Annotated in this window: 11 protein-coding genes; 2 read left to right on the forward strand and 9 right to left on the reverse strand. The window is 70.6% G+C overall.

All coding sequences use genetic code 11. The features are described from left to right. Positions 1-36: 36 nt before the first annotated feature. The gene (locus AB5L97_RS17305; protein ID WP_369045601.1) at positions 37-1,515 is read right to left on the reverse strand and encodes an ATP-binding protein; all 1,479 of its coding nucleotides are present in this window, start codon (positions 1,513-1,515) and stop codon (positions 37-39) included. Positions 1,516-1,631: 116 nt separating this feature from the next. After that, on the reverse strand, positions 1,632-2,408 hold the full coding sequence (locus AB5L97_RS17310; RefSeq protein ID WP_369047467.1) for a nuclease-related domain-containing protein: 777 nt from the start codon (positions 2,406-2,408) through the stop codon (positions 1,632-1,634). A gap of 132 nt (positions 2,409-2,540) precedes the next feature. Here AB5L97_RS17310 and AB5L97_RS17315 point away from each other — a divergent pair, with 132 nt between their 5' ends. After that, a complete protein-coding gene (locus tag AB5L97_RS17315) occupies positions 2,541-2,921 on the forward strand; it encodes an antibiotic biosynthesis monooxygenase family protein (RefSeq protein ID WP_369045602.1) in 381 nt (126 codons plus the stop codon). A gap of 48 nt (positions 2,922-2,969) precedes the next feature. Here AB5L97_RS17315 and AB5L97_RS17320 read toward each other — a convergent pair whose 3' ends face one another. The 7 genes from AB5L97_RS17320 to AB5L97_RS17350 form a co-directional block, all read right to left on the reverse strand. Further along, a complete protein-coding gene (locus AB5L97_RS17320) occupies positions 2,970-4,163 on the reverse strand; it encodes a multidrug effflux MFS transporter (RefSeq protein WP_369045603.1) in 1,194 nt (397 codons plus the stop codon). A 186-nt stretch (positions 4,164-4,349) separates the two neighbouring features. Beyond that, positions 4,350-5,189 carry an SGNH/GDSL hydrolase family protein gene (locus tag AB5L97_RS17325; protein ID WP_369045604.1) on the reverse strand — a complete coding sequence of 280 codons (840 nt, stop codon included), beginning with the start codon at positions 5,187-5,189 and terminating at the stop codon, positions 4,350-4,352. 126 nt (positions 5,190-5,315) lie between these two features. Continuing rightward, positions 5,316-6,674 (reverse strand): LCP family protein, encoded by a 1,359-nt coding sequence (locus AB5L97_RS17330; RefSeq protein ID WP_369045605.1) that lies wholly within the window; start codon positions 6,672-6,674, stop codon positions 5,316-5,318. A 197-nt stretch (positions 6,675-6,871) separates the two neighbouring features. Continuing rightward, positions 6,872-10,399 (reverse strand): ATP-binding protein, encoded by a 3,528-nt coding sequence (locus AB5L97_RS17335; protein WP_369045606.1) that lies wholly within the window; start codon positions 10,397-10,399, stop codon positions 6,872-6,874. Continuing rightward, positions 10,396-11,316: a DUF4194 domain-containing protein gene (locus tag AB5L97_RS17340; protein ID WP_369045607.1), complete on the reverse strand. Its 921-nt coding sequence runs from the start codon at positions 11,314-11,316 to the stop codon at positions 10,396-10,398. The genes AB5L97_RS17335 and AB5L97_RS17340 overlap by 4 nt, the downstream gene beginning before the upstream one ends. Next, on the reverse strand, positions 11,317-12,804 hold the full coding sequence (locus AB5L97_RS17345) for a DUF3375 family protein (RefSeq protein ID WP_369047468.1): 1,488 nt from the start codon (positions 12,802-12,804) through the stop codon (positions 11,317-11,319). Positions 12,805-13,176: 372 nt separating this feature from the next. After that, positions 13,177-14,055 (reverse strand): hypothetical protein, encoded by an 879-nt coding sequence (locus AB5L97_RS17350; protein ID WP_369045608.1) that lies wholly within the window; start codon positions 14,053-14,055, stop codon positions 13,177-13,179. Between the two features lie 419 nt (positions 14,056-14,474). On the opposite strand from AB5L97_RS17350, the gene AB5L97_RS17355 reads away from it, so the two are divergent. Next, a complete protein-coding gene (locus AB5L97_RS17355) occupies positions 14,475-15,584 on the forward strand; it encodes a DUF475 domain-containing protein (protein WP_307956055.1) in 1,110 nt (369 codons plus the stop codon). Positions 15,585-15,593: the final 9 nt, after the last annotated feature.

Genomic DNA, 15,593 nt, shown 5'->3' on the forward strand with positions numbered 1-15,593 from the left:
CGGGCGCCAGGGCAGCCCGCCTGAGGTGGGCCTCCGTCACGCGCGGGCGAGCTCCTCGATGTCCTCGAGGAAGGCAGCCGCGACCTCCTCGCTCACGGTCGTCTTGGTCTCGGCGATCGCCTCCAGGTAGTCCTCCGTGGTAGGCCCCCACCGCCCGTTCGCGGCCCCGGCCCCGGCGTCGGCTGCCAGCTCGCCGTCGCGCTGGGAGCCGTGCGCGACGCCCTCTAGGTCCGAGGCGTCGCGGTGGAGCGCACCTCCAGCGGCCGCGGACCCCGCGGTGCCGAGCACCGGGACGCGCCCGGCTGGGGCCCCGGCAGTGGCCCCAGCGGGGGCCCCAGCGGGGGCCCCAGCGGGAGACTCGGCGCGGTAGACCGCCTTCTCGAGCGCGCGCTGCGACGCGGAACGGGCCGCGAACTCGATGTCCGCCGGCGAGAAGCCCTCGGTGCGCGCCACGAGCTGCGCGACGTCGACCTCCGGCAGGACCGCCTCGGGGATGAAGCGTTCCCACATGCTGTGGCGGGCCTCGGCGTCCGGGAGGCCGATCGGGATGACATAGTCGAAGCGGCCGTGGCGCAGGAAGGCCGAGTCGAGGGCGCGGATGAAGTTCGTCGCGCACACCAGCAGGCGGCCGGGCTGCTCGCGGAAGGCCGGGATGATCTTGAGCAGCTCGTTCGTGACGCCCTGGTTGGGGCTCGGTGGATCGCCCGCACGATGCGACGCGATCTCCTCCACCTCGTCGAGGAACACGACGGCGTGCTCAAGCTCGGAGATCTCAAGGAACGTCTTGCGCAGCGCTCCCGCGAGGCCCTCCGGTTCGCCGGCCAGCCGCGAGGGGAACACCTCGACGAACGGCCACTCGAGGCGCGACGCGATCGCCTTCGCGAACGTCGTCTTGCCGGTCCCGGGCGGGCCGAAGAGCACGACGGCGCGCGGCGGCACCACACCGAACTCGTCCGCGAGCTCGGCCTGGGCCAGGGGAAGGACGAGCCTGCGCTCGAGGAGCTGCTTCTCGTTCTTCATGCCCGCGACCTTGTCCCACAGGTCCCGCGGCAGGACGCGGCCGCCGAGCTGCGCGAGCGGCTCGAGCTCAGTCCGCGCCACGGGGATCTGGCGCTCAAAGAAGCGCAGGTTCTGCACGTCCTTGAAGCCCCGGCTGAGGAACGCCTCGAGGCGGGTCTCGGTGTCCGGCATGAGGGCCGAGAGCTTCGTCAGGCCAAGCGGGGCCATGCGGTTCTCAAGCGCCGCGAGCAGCGCCGTCCCGATCCCGCGAGAGCGCCATTCGGGGAGCGTGGCGAGGAAGACGATCCAGCCCTGCTCATGGGCCGCGCGGCCCACCGCGGCGCCCACGAGGTCGTCCCCCTGGAGCGCGACGACTGCCACGTCCTTCTGGCAGCTCGCGAGCACCTCGGAGAGCGAGTACACGGGCTCGATTCCAGAGGCCGTCATGGCACTCCAGAGGTGGAGAATGCCGTCGAGGTCCGAGGGGTGGAAGTCCCTGATCCGCCACGTGGTCATGAGTGCTCCTTTGCGCGTCATGGATGCTGAGGCGAGTCTAACGACGGCACGTAGCGCCGAGGCTGCGCGGTGACGTTGCGGGCGCCGAGGTTACTGCGGCCGGGACGCAGCGTGCGCTAGCGGAGCAAGATGCTCCCGGCCGCGCTCCCGAACAGCGTGACGGCGGCCGCGCCGGCCCACACGAGGCGCCGCCCCTGCGCCCTCATGACCGCGGTGTGCAGAGCGCCGAAGGACATCCTCGTGGCCGACGGGTCCTCACTCGGCGCCTGCTGGTGACCCCACGTGGACGGTTCCGCGGCGACGGCGGCGAGCCGGGCGGCGTCGCCCGCGTTCAGGAGCTTCGCCTGCTTGGTGAGCCAGCGGCGCAGTTGGGAGTCGGTCACGACCGCGGCGCCCTCGGCGAAGCGTCGGATGGTCACCCGCCGCGGGGCCACGAGCACGACGGCGGCGCGCACCGGCACCTCGCGGCCCACCGCGCGTGTGAGGAGGGCAGCTGCGCGCTTGGCCTCATGCGCGGAATTGCGCAGGTACTTCTCGTGCTGCCCATTGACCATGAGCACGCTGCCAGCGACCCACACGTCCTTGCCCGCGTGGTTCTTCGTATTGAGGGTGAAGACGCCGCCCGGGCCGACCACGAGGTGGTCGATGTCCGAGCCGCGGGTGCCCACCGGAATGGAATGGAGGACGTGCCACTCGGGGCCGAGCTTGGCCAGGGCCCGCGCCACGCGCATCTCGCCCACGGCGCCGGCGTACCAGCTGCGGGCCTCCGGCGCGAGCGGATTGGCCCCGAAGAGCCGGGCGAGCCCGCGGCGGCGCGGCGTTCCCGCCTGGAGCCGGAGGGTCTCGGCCATGACGGCCTGTCCTGCGACGCGTGCCCTCAGCGGGCCGGTCATGAAGTCCACGGTGGTCCCCTTCGCCGTGCTGACGGCGCCCCCATGACGCGTCAGGGACAAGCGTAGCGGGCGTGCGAGCAGCGGGGCCGTCATGTTCAGGCGCCAGTCAGCGTCGCCTGCGAGGATCGGGGCATGAGCATTGTGAAGATCAACGCCATCACCGTCCCCGCAGACTCCGGCGACGAGCTCGCGCGCCGCTTCGCCGGCCGGGCTGGCGCCGTGGACGGTCAGCCCGGCTTCGAGGGCTTCGAACTGCTGCAGCCCACCGACGGTCGCAACGTCTGGCTGGTTGTGACCCGGTGGGCCGACGAGGAGAGCTACGAGGCGTGGAAGAACTCGGCATCGTTCGGCCACGGGCACGGGCGGCCCGGTGCCGGGGACGCCAGCGAAGGTGCAAGCGCCGGGGCCGAGGGGGCGGTGGCCGACGGCGCCCCCTCGCCTGAGCAGCGTCAGCGTCCCGTGGGCGTCTCCGCAGAGCTGTGGAGCTTCGAGCCCGCCGACCTCGGCAGGTAGTCCGGCCCGCACCTGCCCTGCGGCTCAGCGACCTCAGCCAGCCGGTCCTCAGCCGTGGCGGCGCCGCAGGACCAGCGCGAGGAGCGCGGCGGCAGCGGCCGCCGTCGTCATGATGATCGCCATGGGGACGGCGGTGTGCTCCCCCGCGAGTCCGGAGAGCGGCGAGACGATCGCACCGAACACGAACTGGGCCGCACCGAGCAGGGCGGACCCGCTGCCGGAGACGTGCCGCACGGCATCGAGGGCGAGGGCAGAGGAATTGCCCATGATGAACCCGACCCCTGTCACGGCGAACCAGATCGGAATCGCGAGGAGCCAGCGGGGCACAGGCGCAAGCGCCAGCACGAGCAGGACCACGCACACCACTAGGAGCGCGGCCGCTGCCACCGTCACGATGCGCTGCGCGGGCACGCGGCGCACTAGCCGCGACGACGTGTAGCCGGCCCCGATGAGCCCGACGGCGTTCGCCCCGAACAGCGCGCCGTACGCGATCGGCGGCAGCCCCATGACGGTCTGGTACACGAACGGCGAGGCCGGGATATACGTCATCATGACGGCGAAGGTCGTGGCGAAGAGTCCTGCGTAGCCGAGGAACCTTGGAACCTTGAACAGTTCGGCGAACCCCCCCACCACGCCGTGGTGCCCGCGCGCCTCGGGCGGCAGCGTCTCACGGAAAACCGTCACGACGCTGACGGACATGACCACGAACAGCGCCGCGAGGACCCACATGATGCCGCGCCAACCGATCGGATCCTCGAGGAGGGCACCCAACGAAGGGGCGACCGCGGGGGCCACGCCGCCCACGGTCATCATCAGGCTCATGGTCCGGGCGGTCTCGGCACCGCGCGTCAGGTCGACGAGGATGGCACGCGCGATCACGATCCCCGCCGCACCGCACAGCCCCTGGCCGAGCCGAGCGGCGATGAGGACCTCGAGGTTGGGAGCCAGGGCTGCCACGACGGAGGAGAGGATCGCCCCAGCCGTCCCGACGAGGAGCGGCCGCATCCGCCCGAACTTGTCCGAGAGCGAGCCGAAGGCGAGCTGCCCCACGGCCATACCGATCAGGAAGCCCGTCAAGGTCAGCTGGACCCCCGACGCGGACGCGGCGAACTCCTGCTGGACGCGCGGGAAGCTCGGCAGGTAGACGTCAGTCGACAGCGGGGCTGTGGTCCCGAGGAACGCGAGGATCAGGAGCCACGGCGCGGTCAGGCTGCCGTCCGACCTCAGGGCGCGAAGGGACACGGGACAAGGATGGTTGAAACGTCAGGCACCCGCCAAGCCTACGGGGTCGCAGCGCACGACGACGCGTGGCGGGTGCCGCTCGCCCGCACGCGGGCGGTCATGCTGAGGGCGGCGCACCACTGCGGATGGGCGGGAGCGCGACGACGACGTGTGCAGCGGCGCGTGCCTCCCCGCATGCTGGGCGCGCTACTGCACCCAGTCCGGGGTGTTGTCGAGGGCCTCGGGGTGCTCCTCGACGTAGCGGCGCAGGCCGCCCTTGCGCGGGACCTTGACGGGCTCGGGCCAGCGGGGCATGAGGTGATCGCCGAGGGTGACGCCGCGGATCTTGCGTCCGATCAGGGGGACCACCCAATCGTTGAGCCACGCGCGCTGCGCGGCGATCCACTCGCGCGCCCCGCGCCGGGCGGGCGGCTCCCACTCGCGGGACTTGAAGCTCTGCGGATACCCGAGGTGGTGGAGCACCATCCGAGCGAGGAACTTGTGCCCCGCCTTGGACATGTGGAGGCGATCGCTGTCCCACATGCGCCGATCCGCGTACTCGTCGAAGCACCAGTAGTCCACGAGGACGGCGTCGAACTCCGAGGCCAGGCTCCGCACGCGTTCGTTGTATTGCCAGTTGCGGTGCTTGAGCGGCTCCAGGAGGGGGTTGACCTTGACGTCGTATCCGGTGAACAGCACGAGGGTGGCACCGGTCGCGGCGAGCTGGCGCACGAGGTCCTCGTACTGCGCCAGGAGCTGGTCCATGTCGGTGCCCACATCGAGGATGTCGTTGCCGCCGGCGTAGAGCGTCACGATGTCGGGCTCCATCGCGAGGGCTGGCCCGAGCTGATCCGCGACGATGTGGCGCAGCCGCTTCGACCGCACCGCGAGGTTCGCGTACTCCCAGCCCTTCTCGGTCTTCGCGAGCCTCTCGGCGACCCGGTCCGCCCATCCGCGGACTCCATTGGGCAGCACCGGACTCCAGTCCCCGACGCCTTCCGTGAAGGAGTCGCCCAGGGCCACGAACCGCCTGCGAGCGCTAGCCACGCCGCCAGCGTAGGGACGGCAGGTCACACGCGGTCAACGCGGGGGTTAACGCCGGGCGACGCGCATGGCGGCCACTCAACGGCCCCTGCCCGTCGGGTGGCCACGTCTCGCAGGTCATGTGGCCCATCACTTGACGCAGGGGATGCCGCCGCCGATGAGCGCGTCGGACCAGTCTCCCGCGTTGTACGTCGAGGTCGGCGACGGGGAGGGCCCGGGGGCCGCTGCCGAGGCCGCGGACTTGGCCTGGCCCTGGGCCGTTGCCTGCGTCGCAGCGGGGGCTTGGGCGCCAGAGTCGGAGGCGACTGCGGGCTGCGACTGCCCAGACGCGGCCTGGGCGGGGGCCTGGGTCGGCGTGGGCTGGGGGTTGAGGAGGTCCGCGACCTGCTGCTGGATCGCGCCCGCGTCCACGATGTTCACGGACTCGCCCGTGTCCGACCAGCCGAACTCCACAATCGGCAGCGTCACGAACTTCGTCTTGTTCTCTGTGAGCTGTTTGGCCTTCATGCCGAAGTCGATGAGGTTCAAGCCCTCGTCTAGGGCCATCTTGCCCTTGAGAGCGTCGACGATGCCCGTCACCTTCCCGACGTCGGTGATCGTGCCCTTCTGCTTGAGCTGGGTCCCGAGGGAGGAGATGAACGCCTGCTGGCGGCGCGCACGGTCGAGGTCAGTGAGCTCTACCCCCGACCGGGTGGTGTCGCGGCGCTGCCGCACGAACGCGACGGCCTGCTGCGCGGTGAGCTGCTGCTGGCCGGCCTTGAAGTCCGCGCCGGAGTACGTGTCCTTGGTGGCCTCCTGGAGGCACACAGTGATGGGGGCTACGGCCTTCGCCACGGAGAGGAACGCGGCCATCGTGACCTCGACGAAGTGGTCGATCTTGATCTTGAGGAAGTTCTCGACCGTGGCGATCTCCGCCTTGCGGCCCTCGTCCCGGGCCGCCTGGTAGGTCTCGTCCTGGCTCTTGCCCTTGGGGTCCGCGGACAGCTCGCGCATGGCCTCGTCCATGCGGTACCCGTACGCCTGCTTGACCTTTCCCTGCTTGACGCCATCGGGCGCCCCGGCGAGGTCCACGTAGTCGTCGCGCGGGATCGAGATGACCGTGGCCTGACTGCCGTCCTTCGGCACGTGCAGGACCATGAGCACGTTGCTGTTGTAGCCGCCGTCGTCCGCCGATCCGGAGTGCAGTGCGTCGTACTCCTCCTGGCTCAATGGCTTCCCGTTCTCGTCGAGGCGCGAATCGAGGCCCATGAGGAGGATGTTGACGTCCTGGTCGAGACCCGCCCCGCCGCTGATCGCCTGCGACCGGCGGATCCCGTTCTCGAATCCGAAGTACAGGGAGACCGCCCAGATCCCCGCGCCAACCACGAGGACCACGGCTAGGACCCCCGCCAGGACGGCCACGCGGCGTCGGCGGTAGACCCAGCGCCGGTCGTAGGCAAGCGACTTCTGATACAGATTGCTGTAGGGCGCGTCGTCAGACTTGCGCATGCGGCGTACCTCCAAGTGGATCGGGCGCCCACCGGAGGCGCGGGCCCACCGTAGCGAGCCAGTCTCCGAGCTTGCTGGACGTTGCCCCGACGGGCCCTTGGTGAGGGGTCTCCGGGCCCGGGGCGCGCGCGGGGCCCGGCCGGCCCCGCCGGGGGTCCCGCCGGGCAGCCCGCCGGGCGGCCCGTCAGCGCGGCCCGTCAGCGCAGCACGATGTCAACGGGGTTCGCCTGCGACGCCGGATCCCCCGGACTGGAGGCTGTCCCGGCGGGCGGCCCCTCGATGAGGCCCGAACGGTTGGTCCGCTTGTCCCGCAGGATCTCGGTCACCGACCCGAGGTACCGCGAAAGGTCGATGACGTTCTCCGGGGCCGCGAGCAGGAGCTGGAAGCCGAACTCGTGCAGCGCCGCGATGCCCTGGCCGGCGAACTCCTCGGACGCGAGGACGAATGCCTCGTCCATCATGACCGTCCCGTAGCCCGTGAACCCGTGTTCCGCGATCCCGAGCTGGTAGCTCAGCGCGGCGGCCATGATGAAGGCCGTGAACCGCTGCCGCTCGCCGCCGGACATCGAGCCAGTGTCCGCGTGCACGAATACCTCGTCCCGCGGGCCCTCGGGGGTGCCGTTCCCGGCGTCTCGCGACACTCGGTGCTCCTTGCACGAGATGAACACGTGCGTGCGCGTGTCCAGGACGTCGGACCGCCAGCGCCGGTCCTCGGGCGTCTGGGACGAGAGCCGCTTCACGAGCGCCTCGAGCGTCTTGTAGCGGACGGTGAGCTGGTCCGCGTCCTGCGAACTCTCGCCGGCAGCGCGAGGCGAGCCCGCGACGTCGTGCGCGGTACTGGCCGCGCCCCCAGAGGCGCCCGCAGAGGCACCTGCGGACGACGGCGCGTGGCGCGCTTTGAGCGCGGAGACGATCGCGTCCTTGAACTGCTTCGCGGACGCGGGGACGGTCTGCCTGATGTCGAGCTCGAGGAACGAGCCGTCGTGGAAGTCCACGCCCGCGAGGATCGAGTTGAGCGGCAGGATGCGGGCCGCGATGCCGCGGCGCTCCTCGTCGAGCAGGTGCAGGAGGGTCGAGAACGACTCGTGCGTGCGCTGGGCGAAGAATTCGCGGAACTGGGCCTCCTGCGCGGGCAGACCCTCGGAGACGATCTGGCGGTAGCGTGCCTCGAACGCGCTCGCCGCGCCGATCGACGTCCCGTGGTCCGCCGAGACAGCCGAGCCCCAGTCCCGCTGGAACTGCTCGAAGATGCGCGTGAGCCGCTCCGCGGCGGCCTGGGCGCGGCTCTCGGCCGCATGGACGCGGGCGCCGAGCCGCGCGTGCACCTCGGCCGCGATCCGCTCCAAGTCGTGCTGGTCCTCGGGCTCGCCGAACTCAGCGAACAGCGGGCTCAGCGTCCCGGCCGCGGCGGCCGACGGAGGCGCATCGGCGAGGCGGGTCCGGGCGGCCTCGAGGAGGCGATCGGCGGTCGAGAGCTGGGCGTCGAGCTGGCGGTACTCGCTCTGGAGCACCGCGGCGCCCTCGGTGGAGGCCTGATGCTCGGCGCGCACCTCTTCGACCTTGGCGCGCAACGGCTCGAGGTCGCTCTGGGCCGCGAGCGCGTCCTCGAGTCGGGCCCCAATGCGGCGCAGCTCATCCTCAGCCGCGCTCGAGGAGACCTCGTCCCAGCCGCGCTCGTCCCGGGCCACGCGGCCCAAGGCCTCGAGCCGGCGCGACAGGCCCTGGTGCGAGTCCTCGCTCGCCTGCGCTGCCTCGGCCGCGGCAGTGAGCGAGGCCTCGAGGTCGAGGATGCGCGCGGCGAGGAACTCGACCTTGGAGGCGTTGTCGAACCCGAGGACGTAGTCGCCGCGGGCAGCGAAGCGGTCGTCCTTCTCGACCGTGCCTTGGCCGCGCTTGACCACGCCGCCGAGGCTCAGGCCGCGTTCGAGGCCCGCAAGCTCTTCCGGGTCCTCGACGCACACGTAGGCGAAGTCCACCGCGATGCGCTCGCGGACGTAGCGGCCGGAGTCTGCATGCTCGCCGGAATCGAGGATGTCGAGCTTGGCCAAGAGGTCCCGCTCCCCCACTGCTTTGAGCGCGGGCCTGGCGCCCGGGACACGGGAGGAGAGGTCGACGGCGCGCACGGCGCCCCGCACCGGGTTCGCATCCAGCCAGCGGGTCACTGCCGCGAAGTGTTCGCCGGGCACAAGCAGGGTCGTGGCCAGAGAGCGCAGCGCCCGCTCTGCGGCCGGCCGCCAGCACTCCGCTTCCTCGGCCAGGTCGATGAGCTCACCGCCGAACGGCATCTCGTCCTCGGCGACGCCGAGCGCCTCGGCGATGGCTGCGCGGTTCTCAACAGCGTTCTGGGGCAGGAGGCTCTTGCTCTGTGACATCGCGACGAGCTCCTCGCGGGCACGGGCGAGCTCGCGCTTCGCGGTCGCATGTGCCTCGAAGGCATCGAAGCGGGCCTCCCGCAGCGCGTCCGCATCGCCCTCGAGCCGTGCGAGGGCCTCGGCGGCCTGCAGGTGGGCAGCCGCCCACCCTTCGGCCGAGAACGGGACGTCGAGGCCGGCGTCGTGCATCCCCGCCTTCGCCGCCGCTTCGATCTCGCGGCGCAGGTGCAGGCCCATCGTCGCGTTGTCGCGGGCCTGCTCGAGGGTGGAGATCTGGTTGCCGCCGGCGCTGTTGTACTCGGCCTCGAGGGAACGCAGTTCGGTCGCGAGCGCGTCGCGGCGGTGGCGCTCCGCTGAGAGCTCCTTGGCCTTGGCCTCCGCGCGCTGGCGGATGCCGGTGATGAGGCGTTCCTGGACGGCGACGGCGTGGGACTGCCGGACGGCGTCGAACGGCTCGTCGGCGAGTTCCCGGAGCCGTGCGGCCTCCGAAAGGGCGGCCTCGTACTCCTGGTTGAGCTGCGGGACCGGGGCGAGCTGGTCGCGCTGGAGCCGCACGTCCTCGAGCCGCTGCCGGATCGAGACGAGGTTTCCGAACTCCTCGACCACCTCGTCTGCGGCCGCGAGCGTGGCCGGCGGGTCGAGGACCTGGTCGCGGAAGAAGCTGTTGACGCTGCCGCCCAGGCCCTTGCCGGCCTGGATGACACGCAGGAGCGGGAGGGCCTGGTCGCTCGAGATGCCCAGAAGCCGGCGGAAGCGCTCGGCGAAGTTCTTGTGGACATCGAAGACCTGGGCGTCGGGGAAGAGGTCCTCGAGCGCGGACCGTGTGAAGCTCCTGCTGTGTCCAGTGCCGGTGATGCCCTCGACCGCCGCGATGTCGAGCGGGACCGAGTCGATGAGGTAGAACCGGCCCAGACTCGACTCCGTGCCGTTCTTGGGCAGGTCGAAGAGGGCCGTGAGCGTGTACGAGGTACCCGCGGCGTTGCTATAGGTGAGGGCGATGGCGCTCCAGGTTGCCCCAGGCCGCTGGAAGGCGCTCGCTTGGCCCTCGCCGACGGCAACGTCGCCGACCTTGCCGCGCATGTACGTGTACGTGGTGCGACGGTCCTCGCTGTGGCCTGTGCGCGCCGCGGCCGCCTCGTTCGAGCGGGGGCGGGCATCGAAGACCCGGGCGATCGCGTCGAACAGCGTCGACTTGCCCACGCCCGAGTTTCCCGTGAGCATCGTCCCCGCGCGGTCCACGTGCATCGTGTGGGCACCGTGGAACGTGCCCCAGTTGACCACCTGCACGAGGGCAAGGCGGTACTGGCCCGGGTTGATGTCCGTGCCGAGCGGGAGCATGGCGGCGACGCTCACAGGGAGGCCTCCTGCTCCTCGTCGCCGAGGTCACCCCCAGTGAGCCCGACGTCACCCCCAGTGCCGCCGACGTCACCCCCAGCGACGCCGAGGTCACCCCCAGTGAGCCCGACGTCACCCCCAATGAGCCCGAGGTCACCCCCTGTGCCCTCGAGATCGGGGGCTTCGAGGTCGTCCGACCCGTCCACGTCCTCGGCGGCGTCGACCTCCAAGGCGAGCTGGCCGGCGTCGTGCGCGAGGCCGCCATCCCGCACCGGCCCGGCGGCAGCGACCGCCTCGAGATGACGCGTCACGTCGCCGATGTTCTCGAACGGGAGCGCGAGCGGGAGGGCGTTGGAGATGAGGTAGACATCGTCGAGGGCGGTGGGGATGAGCAGGCGCCGGGCCTGGAGCTTGGCGACGGCGCGGTTCACGGTATCGGCGTCGCGGAGCGCGTCCTGCTGCTCTGCGGGCTGATAGTGGGCGACGACGTCCGCGAGCTCCTCGAGCGTGACCGTCGGCTCGGTCTGGGCGGTGGAATGCCGGTCCAGGAGCAGGCGGAGGCGGAGCAGGAGGATGGTCTCGACCCGGCTCAGGGCGCGCTGCTGGCGCAGGACCGTGGCGCGGGATGCCGTCCCGAGCAGCTCGGGGTCGACAGGACGCAGGACGGCGATCTTCCGCTCGTGGTCGACCGCCAGCCGCAGGAACAGCTCGGACAGGCGCGAGCGGAGCACGTCCTGGTGGTCCAGGAGCGTGGTCCAGGCCTTCTCGTCGCGACCGCCGTCGAGGTAGGGGCCCTTGAGGAGGCGGACGAGGACTTGGCGGACTCTGAGCGGGAGGATGCCGGTGTCGCCGTCGTACAGCGCGGCACCGGGGGTGACCTCGGCGTCAGACGGGGTGACTTCGGCGCCACTAGGGGTGACCTCGGTGGGATGCATCTAGTTCTCCTGCTCGCGGGGAGGGCGGGTGTCGCGCGGTTGGCGGGTCACCGTCGCGTTGGGGACGAACGCACGACGGCGCGTCCCGTCCACCTGCTCGAAATCCAGCGGTGCCCACGAGGCACGGTCGAAGGACACGCCCGACTGGAGGAGATGCCCGAGCAGCGCGCGGATCGAGTTGATGTGCTGTTCTTCGGCAGGCATCTGATGCCAGATGTCGGAAAGCTCGGCATGACCGTCGCCGGCCTCGAGGGCTACGGCGACCGCCTCCCGGAGCGTCGCTGCCCGCGCCTTCGCGGTGCGCGCTGAGCGGGCCCGCTCCTCGCGGCCGAAACTGAGCGGCTCGGCGAGCCGTGGCGGCGGAGCGAGCTCATCGGGGTCGAACAGCTTGACCATGGACAGCGACTCGAACTCGGCGCCGAACAGCTCCGGCGCGGGCGCGAACCCGGACTCCTCGCGGGCGTACGGCAGCCGGCGCACGGCCTGCTCGGCGTGACGTATGGCGTCCCGGAGTCGAACGGACTGGCGGTAGTCGTCGCTCTGGATGTAGGTGTTGAGGCTTTCCGACAGCTTGCCGTAGATGCGCTGGATCTGGGCGTTGGCCTCGCGCAGCTCGGCAACGAGGCTGCGGAGCGTCTCGCGCTCCTCGTGGTCGAGGCCGTCCGCGAAATCGCGCGCGAGCACCTCCGAGATCGCGGCGCGGAAGCGCAGCTGCTGCTCGGGGTCGTCCAGGAAGGCCGTGAACGAGCGGAACGTCCGGCCTTCGCTCGAATCGCGCAGCCGCCTGTCCGCCTCGAGGACTTGGGCCATGGTGGCCCCCTTGGTGAGGGACTCCTCGATGATCTGGTTCCGCAGCTGGCCCACCGAGTCCTCGATGCGGTCCCGCATCCGTTTGAAGTCCGCGGGCACCCCGCCCGCGAGGTCCAGGATGTTCTCCGCGGCCTCGAGCGCGGTGTCGTCGTCGAGGCCGCCGCTCTGCTCCCCAGCGCGCAGGGCCCGCACCAGCTCGAGCCGCTCCTCGATCTCCGCCTCGAGCGACTCGATGCGCGCGGTCGTGTCCGGGTTGGTCTCGTGCGCGAGCTTCTCGACGTCGTTGAGGAGGGTGCCCAGCCGCGACCCGGTGAGCGTGGAGCGCTCCGACGAGAGGGAGTCGAGGAACGCGAGCACGCGCGCCGCAGCCTCGGTGAGCTCGTACACAATCCGCCCGCCCTGGGACCTGCGGGCGAGGAAACGACGGCGCGTCCAGTCATCCGCGACGGCGCGTCCGCCCGCGGTGCCGGCCGTCGGGGCGGTGCCCAGCACGGCGTCGTGCGTCCTGAGGTCGCTGAGGAAGGTGTCGAGCTCCTCATGGAACGTCTCGAGCTCCACTTGGGGCCTGTTGCGCGTGAACGCGATCTGCAGCGCGGCGATCGTCCAGGGCGCCGACCGGGTGAGAGCCCACGCAGGTCCGCGGTGGAGAGCCTCCAGGTCCGCGAGCCGGGTTGCCATGGACGACGACGGGGTCCCCGCCGCAGCGGGCCGCCGGCCGGGAGTCCGGGGTACTCGAGCGGAGGGCGGCGCAGCGGCAAACGCGACCTGCCCCGGGCGCACACCGATCACGGGGACGTCGGGCTCTGGGACCGATGCTCGGGCGGACGGCGTCGCGGCGGCGAACGCGACCTGCCCCGGGCGCGCACCGATCACGGGGACGTCGGGCTCTGGGGTCGCTTCTGGCACGGCTACCCAGTCTAGCGACGTCCTCGACCGCGCCAGCTCGGGCGCTAGTCCGGGATGGCTGTTCTCTTCCGAGATGGCCGTTCTCGACCCGTCGAGAACGGCCACGCGGAGAGAGAACAGCCACTTCACCGACGCTCGACCGCATCAGGCTGCACCCGCCGAAGCGCGCCGAAGCATCGCCTCCCCTTCGGGTCCGGCCGAGGCGATGAGTTTCGTGATGCGTGCCTCGAGCACGGTCGGCTGGAAGAGATCCCGCCACTCGAGCCGGAGGAAGAGCCAGCCGTCCTCCATGAGGGCCTTCTCGCGTTGGCGCTCGCGGAAGATGACGTCGTCGGTCGGCGCGAAGTCGAAGTACTTGTTCCTGCCGTCCATTTCGATGCCACGGCGGACGGCTGGCCACCCTGTGTCGATCCGATGCCTGCCATACCGGGTCTCGACCCGAATCTGCTGCTGGGGCCTGGGGAACGGCATACCGGCAAGAAGGTAGTTGAGCAGGCTCTCGGCTGCCGACTCGCTCAGGCCGGAGCCCAGGTCCAGCGCCCGGCGTGCGGTCAGCACGCCCCGTCGTCCCGAAGCCGTGTCCACCAGCTCGCGCAGGACGTCCGGCTCGGCGCCCAGGCGAAGCCCGTGGTCCACGACGATCTGGGCCTGCCCCGGACGAAGCACACGGGCCGAGTCCACGATCGTCCGTTCGAGGGACGTCACCGGGAGGCCGCCGACGAATCCGCGCTGCTCTGGCGGCACCTCCCCTCGATGGATGACGACATCCTCACGCCGCCGCCCGCGGGCGACGGCAGTTGGGGCCATGACATGAACAAGGGCATCCGGATTCCAGAGATCGATGCCGTATGCGCGGGCGGCGCTCAGGTGGGAGTAAAGGAATCCAGGCCTCCCGCGCCGCGAGTGATAGGCGTAGTGCGCCGCGAGGACGGCAAGGTGCTGGTCTTCCTCGGATAGGCACTCCCATGCCTTCGCCTCGTAGTACGCGCCATAGGAAATGCGCAGGAGAGCGCCGGATGACACAAGCCGAGCCGGGGCCCGACTGGATCCAAGGCGGGCTGCAATATCGCTCGCGAGCCAAGGTCCAGGGTGCGGCAGCGGGAAGGACATGGGTCTAGGCTCGCGTGCGAATCGACCGGGGCGAAAGGTGAAGACGGGCGTATGTGGACAACGCGCCGTCGTACGCGAGGTCCAGGAGCCACCGTCCAGGAGTCGCTGTGGAGGACAAGCAGTTCTCCAATGGGAACACAGCCAGGGAACCCTCCCCGCCGCTCCCCCGTTGAAGTCCCAGAGGCTGCTCCGGCCCGCCGGGGTTCAGAACTGTCGGGCCACCACGACATAATGACCGTGGCTGGTCTCGGGGGGAACCGCTCCTCGGGCTGCGCAGCCTACAGATTTGCCGCCCGGCACCCCGGGCCTGAACGAGGAGCTCTGCGCCCCACGTGTTTGTAAGAACCTTCGGATGGTCGTTCGGGGTGAGCGCCGTCGCGCTCGTTGCGGCCTTCCTCTACGGGGGCCCGCAGGCCCTCTTCCTCGCGCTCGTCCTCGGCGTCCTCGAGGTGAGCCTGAGCTTTGACAACGCGGTCGTGAACGCCCGCATCCTCGAGCGGATGAACCCGTTCTGGCAGAAGATGTTCCTCACCGTGGGCATCGTCATCGCCGTGTTCGGCATGCGCGTGCTCTTCCCGCTCCTGATCGTGGGGCTCACCGCCAAACTCAACCCCGTCGAGGCCGTCCAGCTCGCCCTCGCCAAGGGCCCCATCAACGAGCCGGGCACCTACGCGTACGTGCTCCACCACGCCCACCCGCAGATCGCTGCCTTCGGCGGCATCTTCCTGCTCATGATCTTCCTCGACTTCTTCTTCGAGGAGCGCGAGATCAAGTGGCTGCACTGGTTCGAGATCCCGCTGGCCAAAGTCGGCAGGATGAACGGCGCCTCGCTCGTGGTCGGCCTGTTCGCCCTCGCCCTCATCGGCCTGCTCAGCGGCTCAGAGCTTCAGGGCCCGGTGCTCATGTCCGGAATCTTCGGCATGGTCACCTACTTCCTTGTCCAAGGCCTCGGGGAGCTCTTCGACACCGACGTGAGCGGCGAGATCGATGCGGACGACATTCCCGCGATGGCGGGCGGCACGCATGGCAAGGGCCCCGGCAAGGCAGTCTTGGTCGCGGGGAAGGCCGCGTTCATGCTGTTCCTCTACCTCGAGGTCATCGACGCGTCGTTCTCGTTCGACGGCGTCATCGGCGCCTTCGCGATCACGTCCGATCCGATCATCATCGCCCTCGGCCTCGGCCTCATCGGCGCGATGTTCGTCCGCTCGCTCACCGTATACCTCGTCCGCCAGGGCACGCTCGACGAGTTCGAGTACCTCGACCACGGCGCCCACTGGGCCATCGGCGCGCTCGCCGTCATCCTCCTCATCACGATCGGCGTGGAGGTCAGCGAGATCGTCACCGGCCTGATAGGCGTGCTGTTCATCGGCGCCGCCTTCCTGGCCTCGATCCGGAGGAACAAGCAAAGGGCATCAGAGCCCGAGCCCGCACACACCACGTAATCGGGCCCG

The sequence above is a fragment of the Sinomonas sp. P10A9 genome (assembly GCF_041022165.1).
Lineage (GTDB): Bacteria > Actinomycetota > Actinomycetes > Actinomycetales > Micrococcaceae > Sinomonas > Sinomonas puerhi.

What these genes read in the sequence shown, in the direction of transcription:
- AB5L97_RS17305 (WP_369045601.1), bottom strand. Translation starts at nt 1,515, where the DNA reads ATGACCACGTGGCGGATCAGGGACTTCCACCCCTCGGACCTCGACGGC.
- AB5L97_RS17310 (WP_369047467.1), bottom strand. Translation starts at nt 2,408, where the DNA reads ATGACCGGCCCGCTGAGGGCACGCGTCGCAGGACAGGCCGTCATGGCC.
- AB5L97_RS17315 (WP_369045602.1), top strand. Translation starts at nt 2,541, where the DNA reads ATGAGCATTGTGAAGATCAACGCCATCACCGTCCCCGCAGACTCCGGC.
- AB5L97_RS17330 (WP_369045605.1), bottom strand. Translation starts at nt 6,674, where the DNA reads ATGCGCAAGTCTGACGACGCGCCCTACAGCAATCTGTATCAGAAGTCG.
- AB5L97_RS17340 (WP_369045607.1), bottom strand. Translation starts at nt 11,316, where the DNA reads ATGCATCCCACCGAGGTCACCCCTAGTGGCGCCGAAGTCACCCCGTCT.
- AB5L97_RS17345 (WP_369047468.1), bottom strand. Translation starts at nt 12,804, where the DNA reads ATGGCAACCCGGCTCGCGGACCTGGAGGCTCTCCACCGCGGACCTGCG.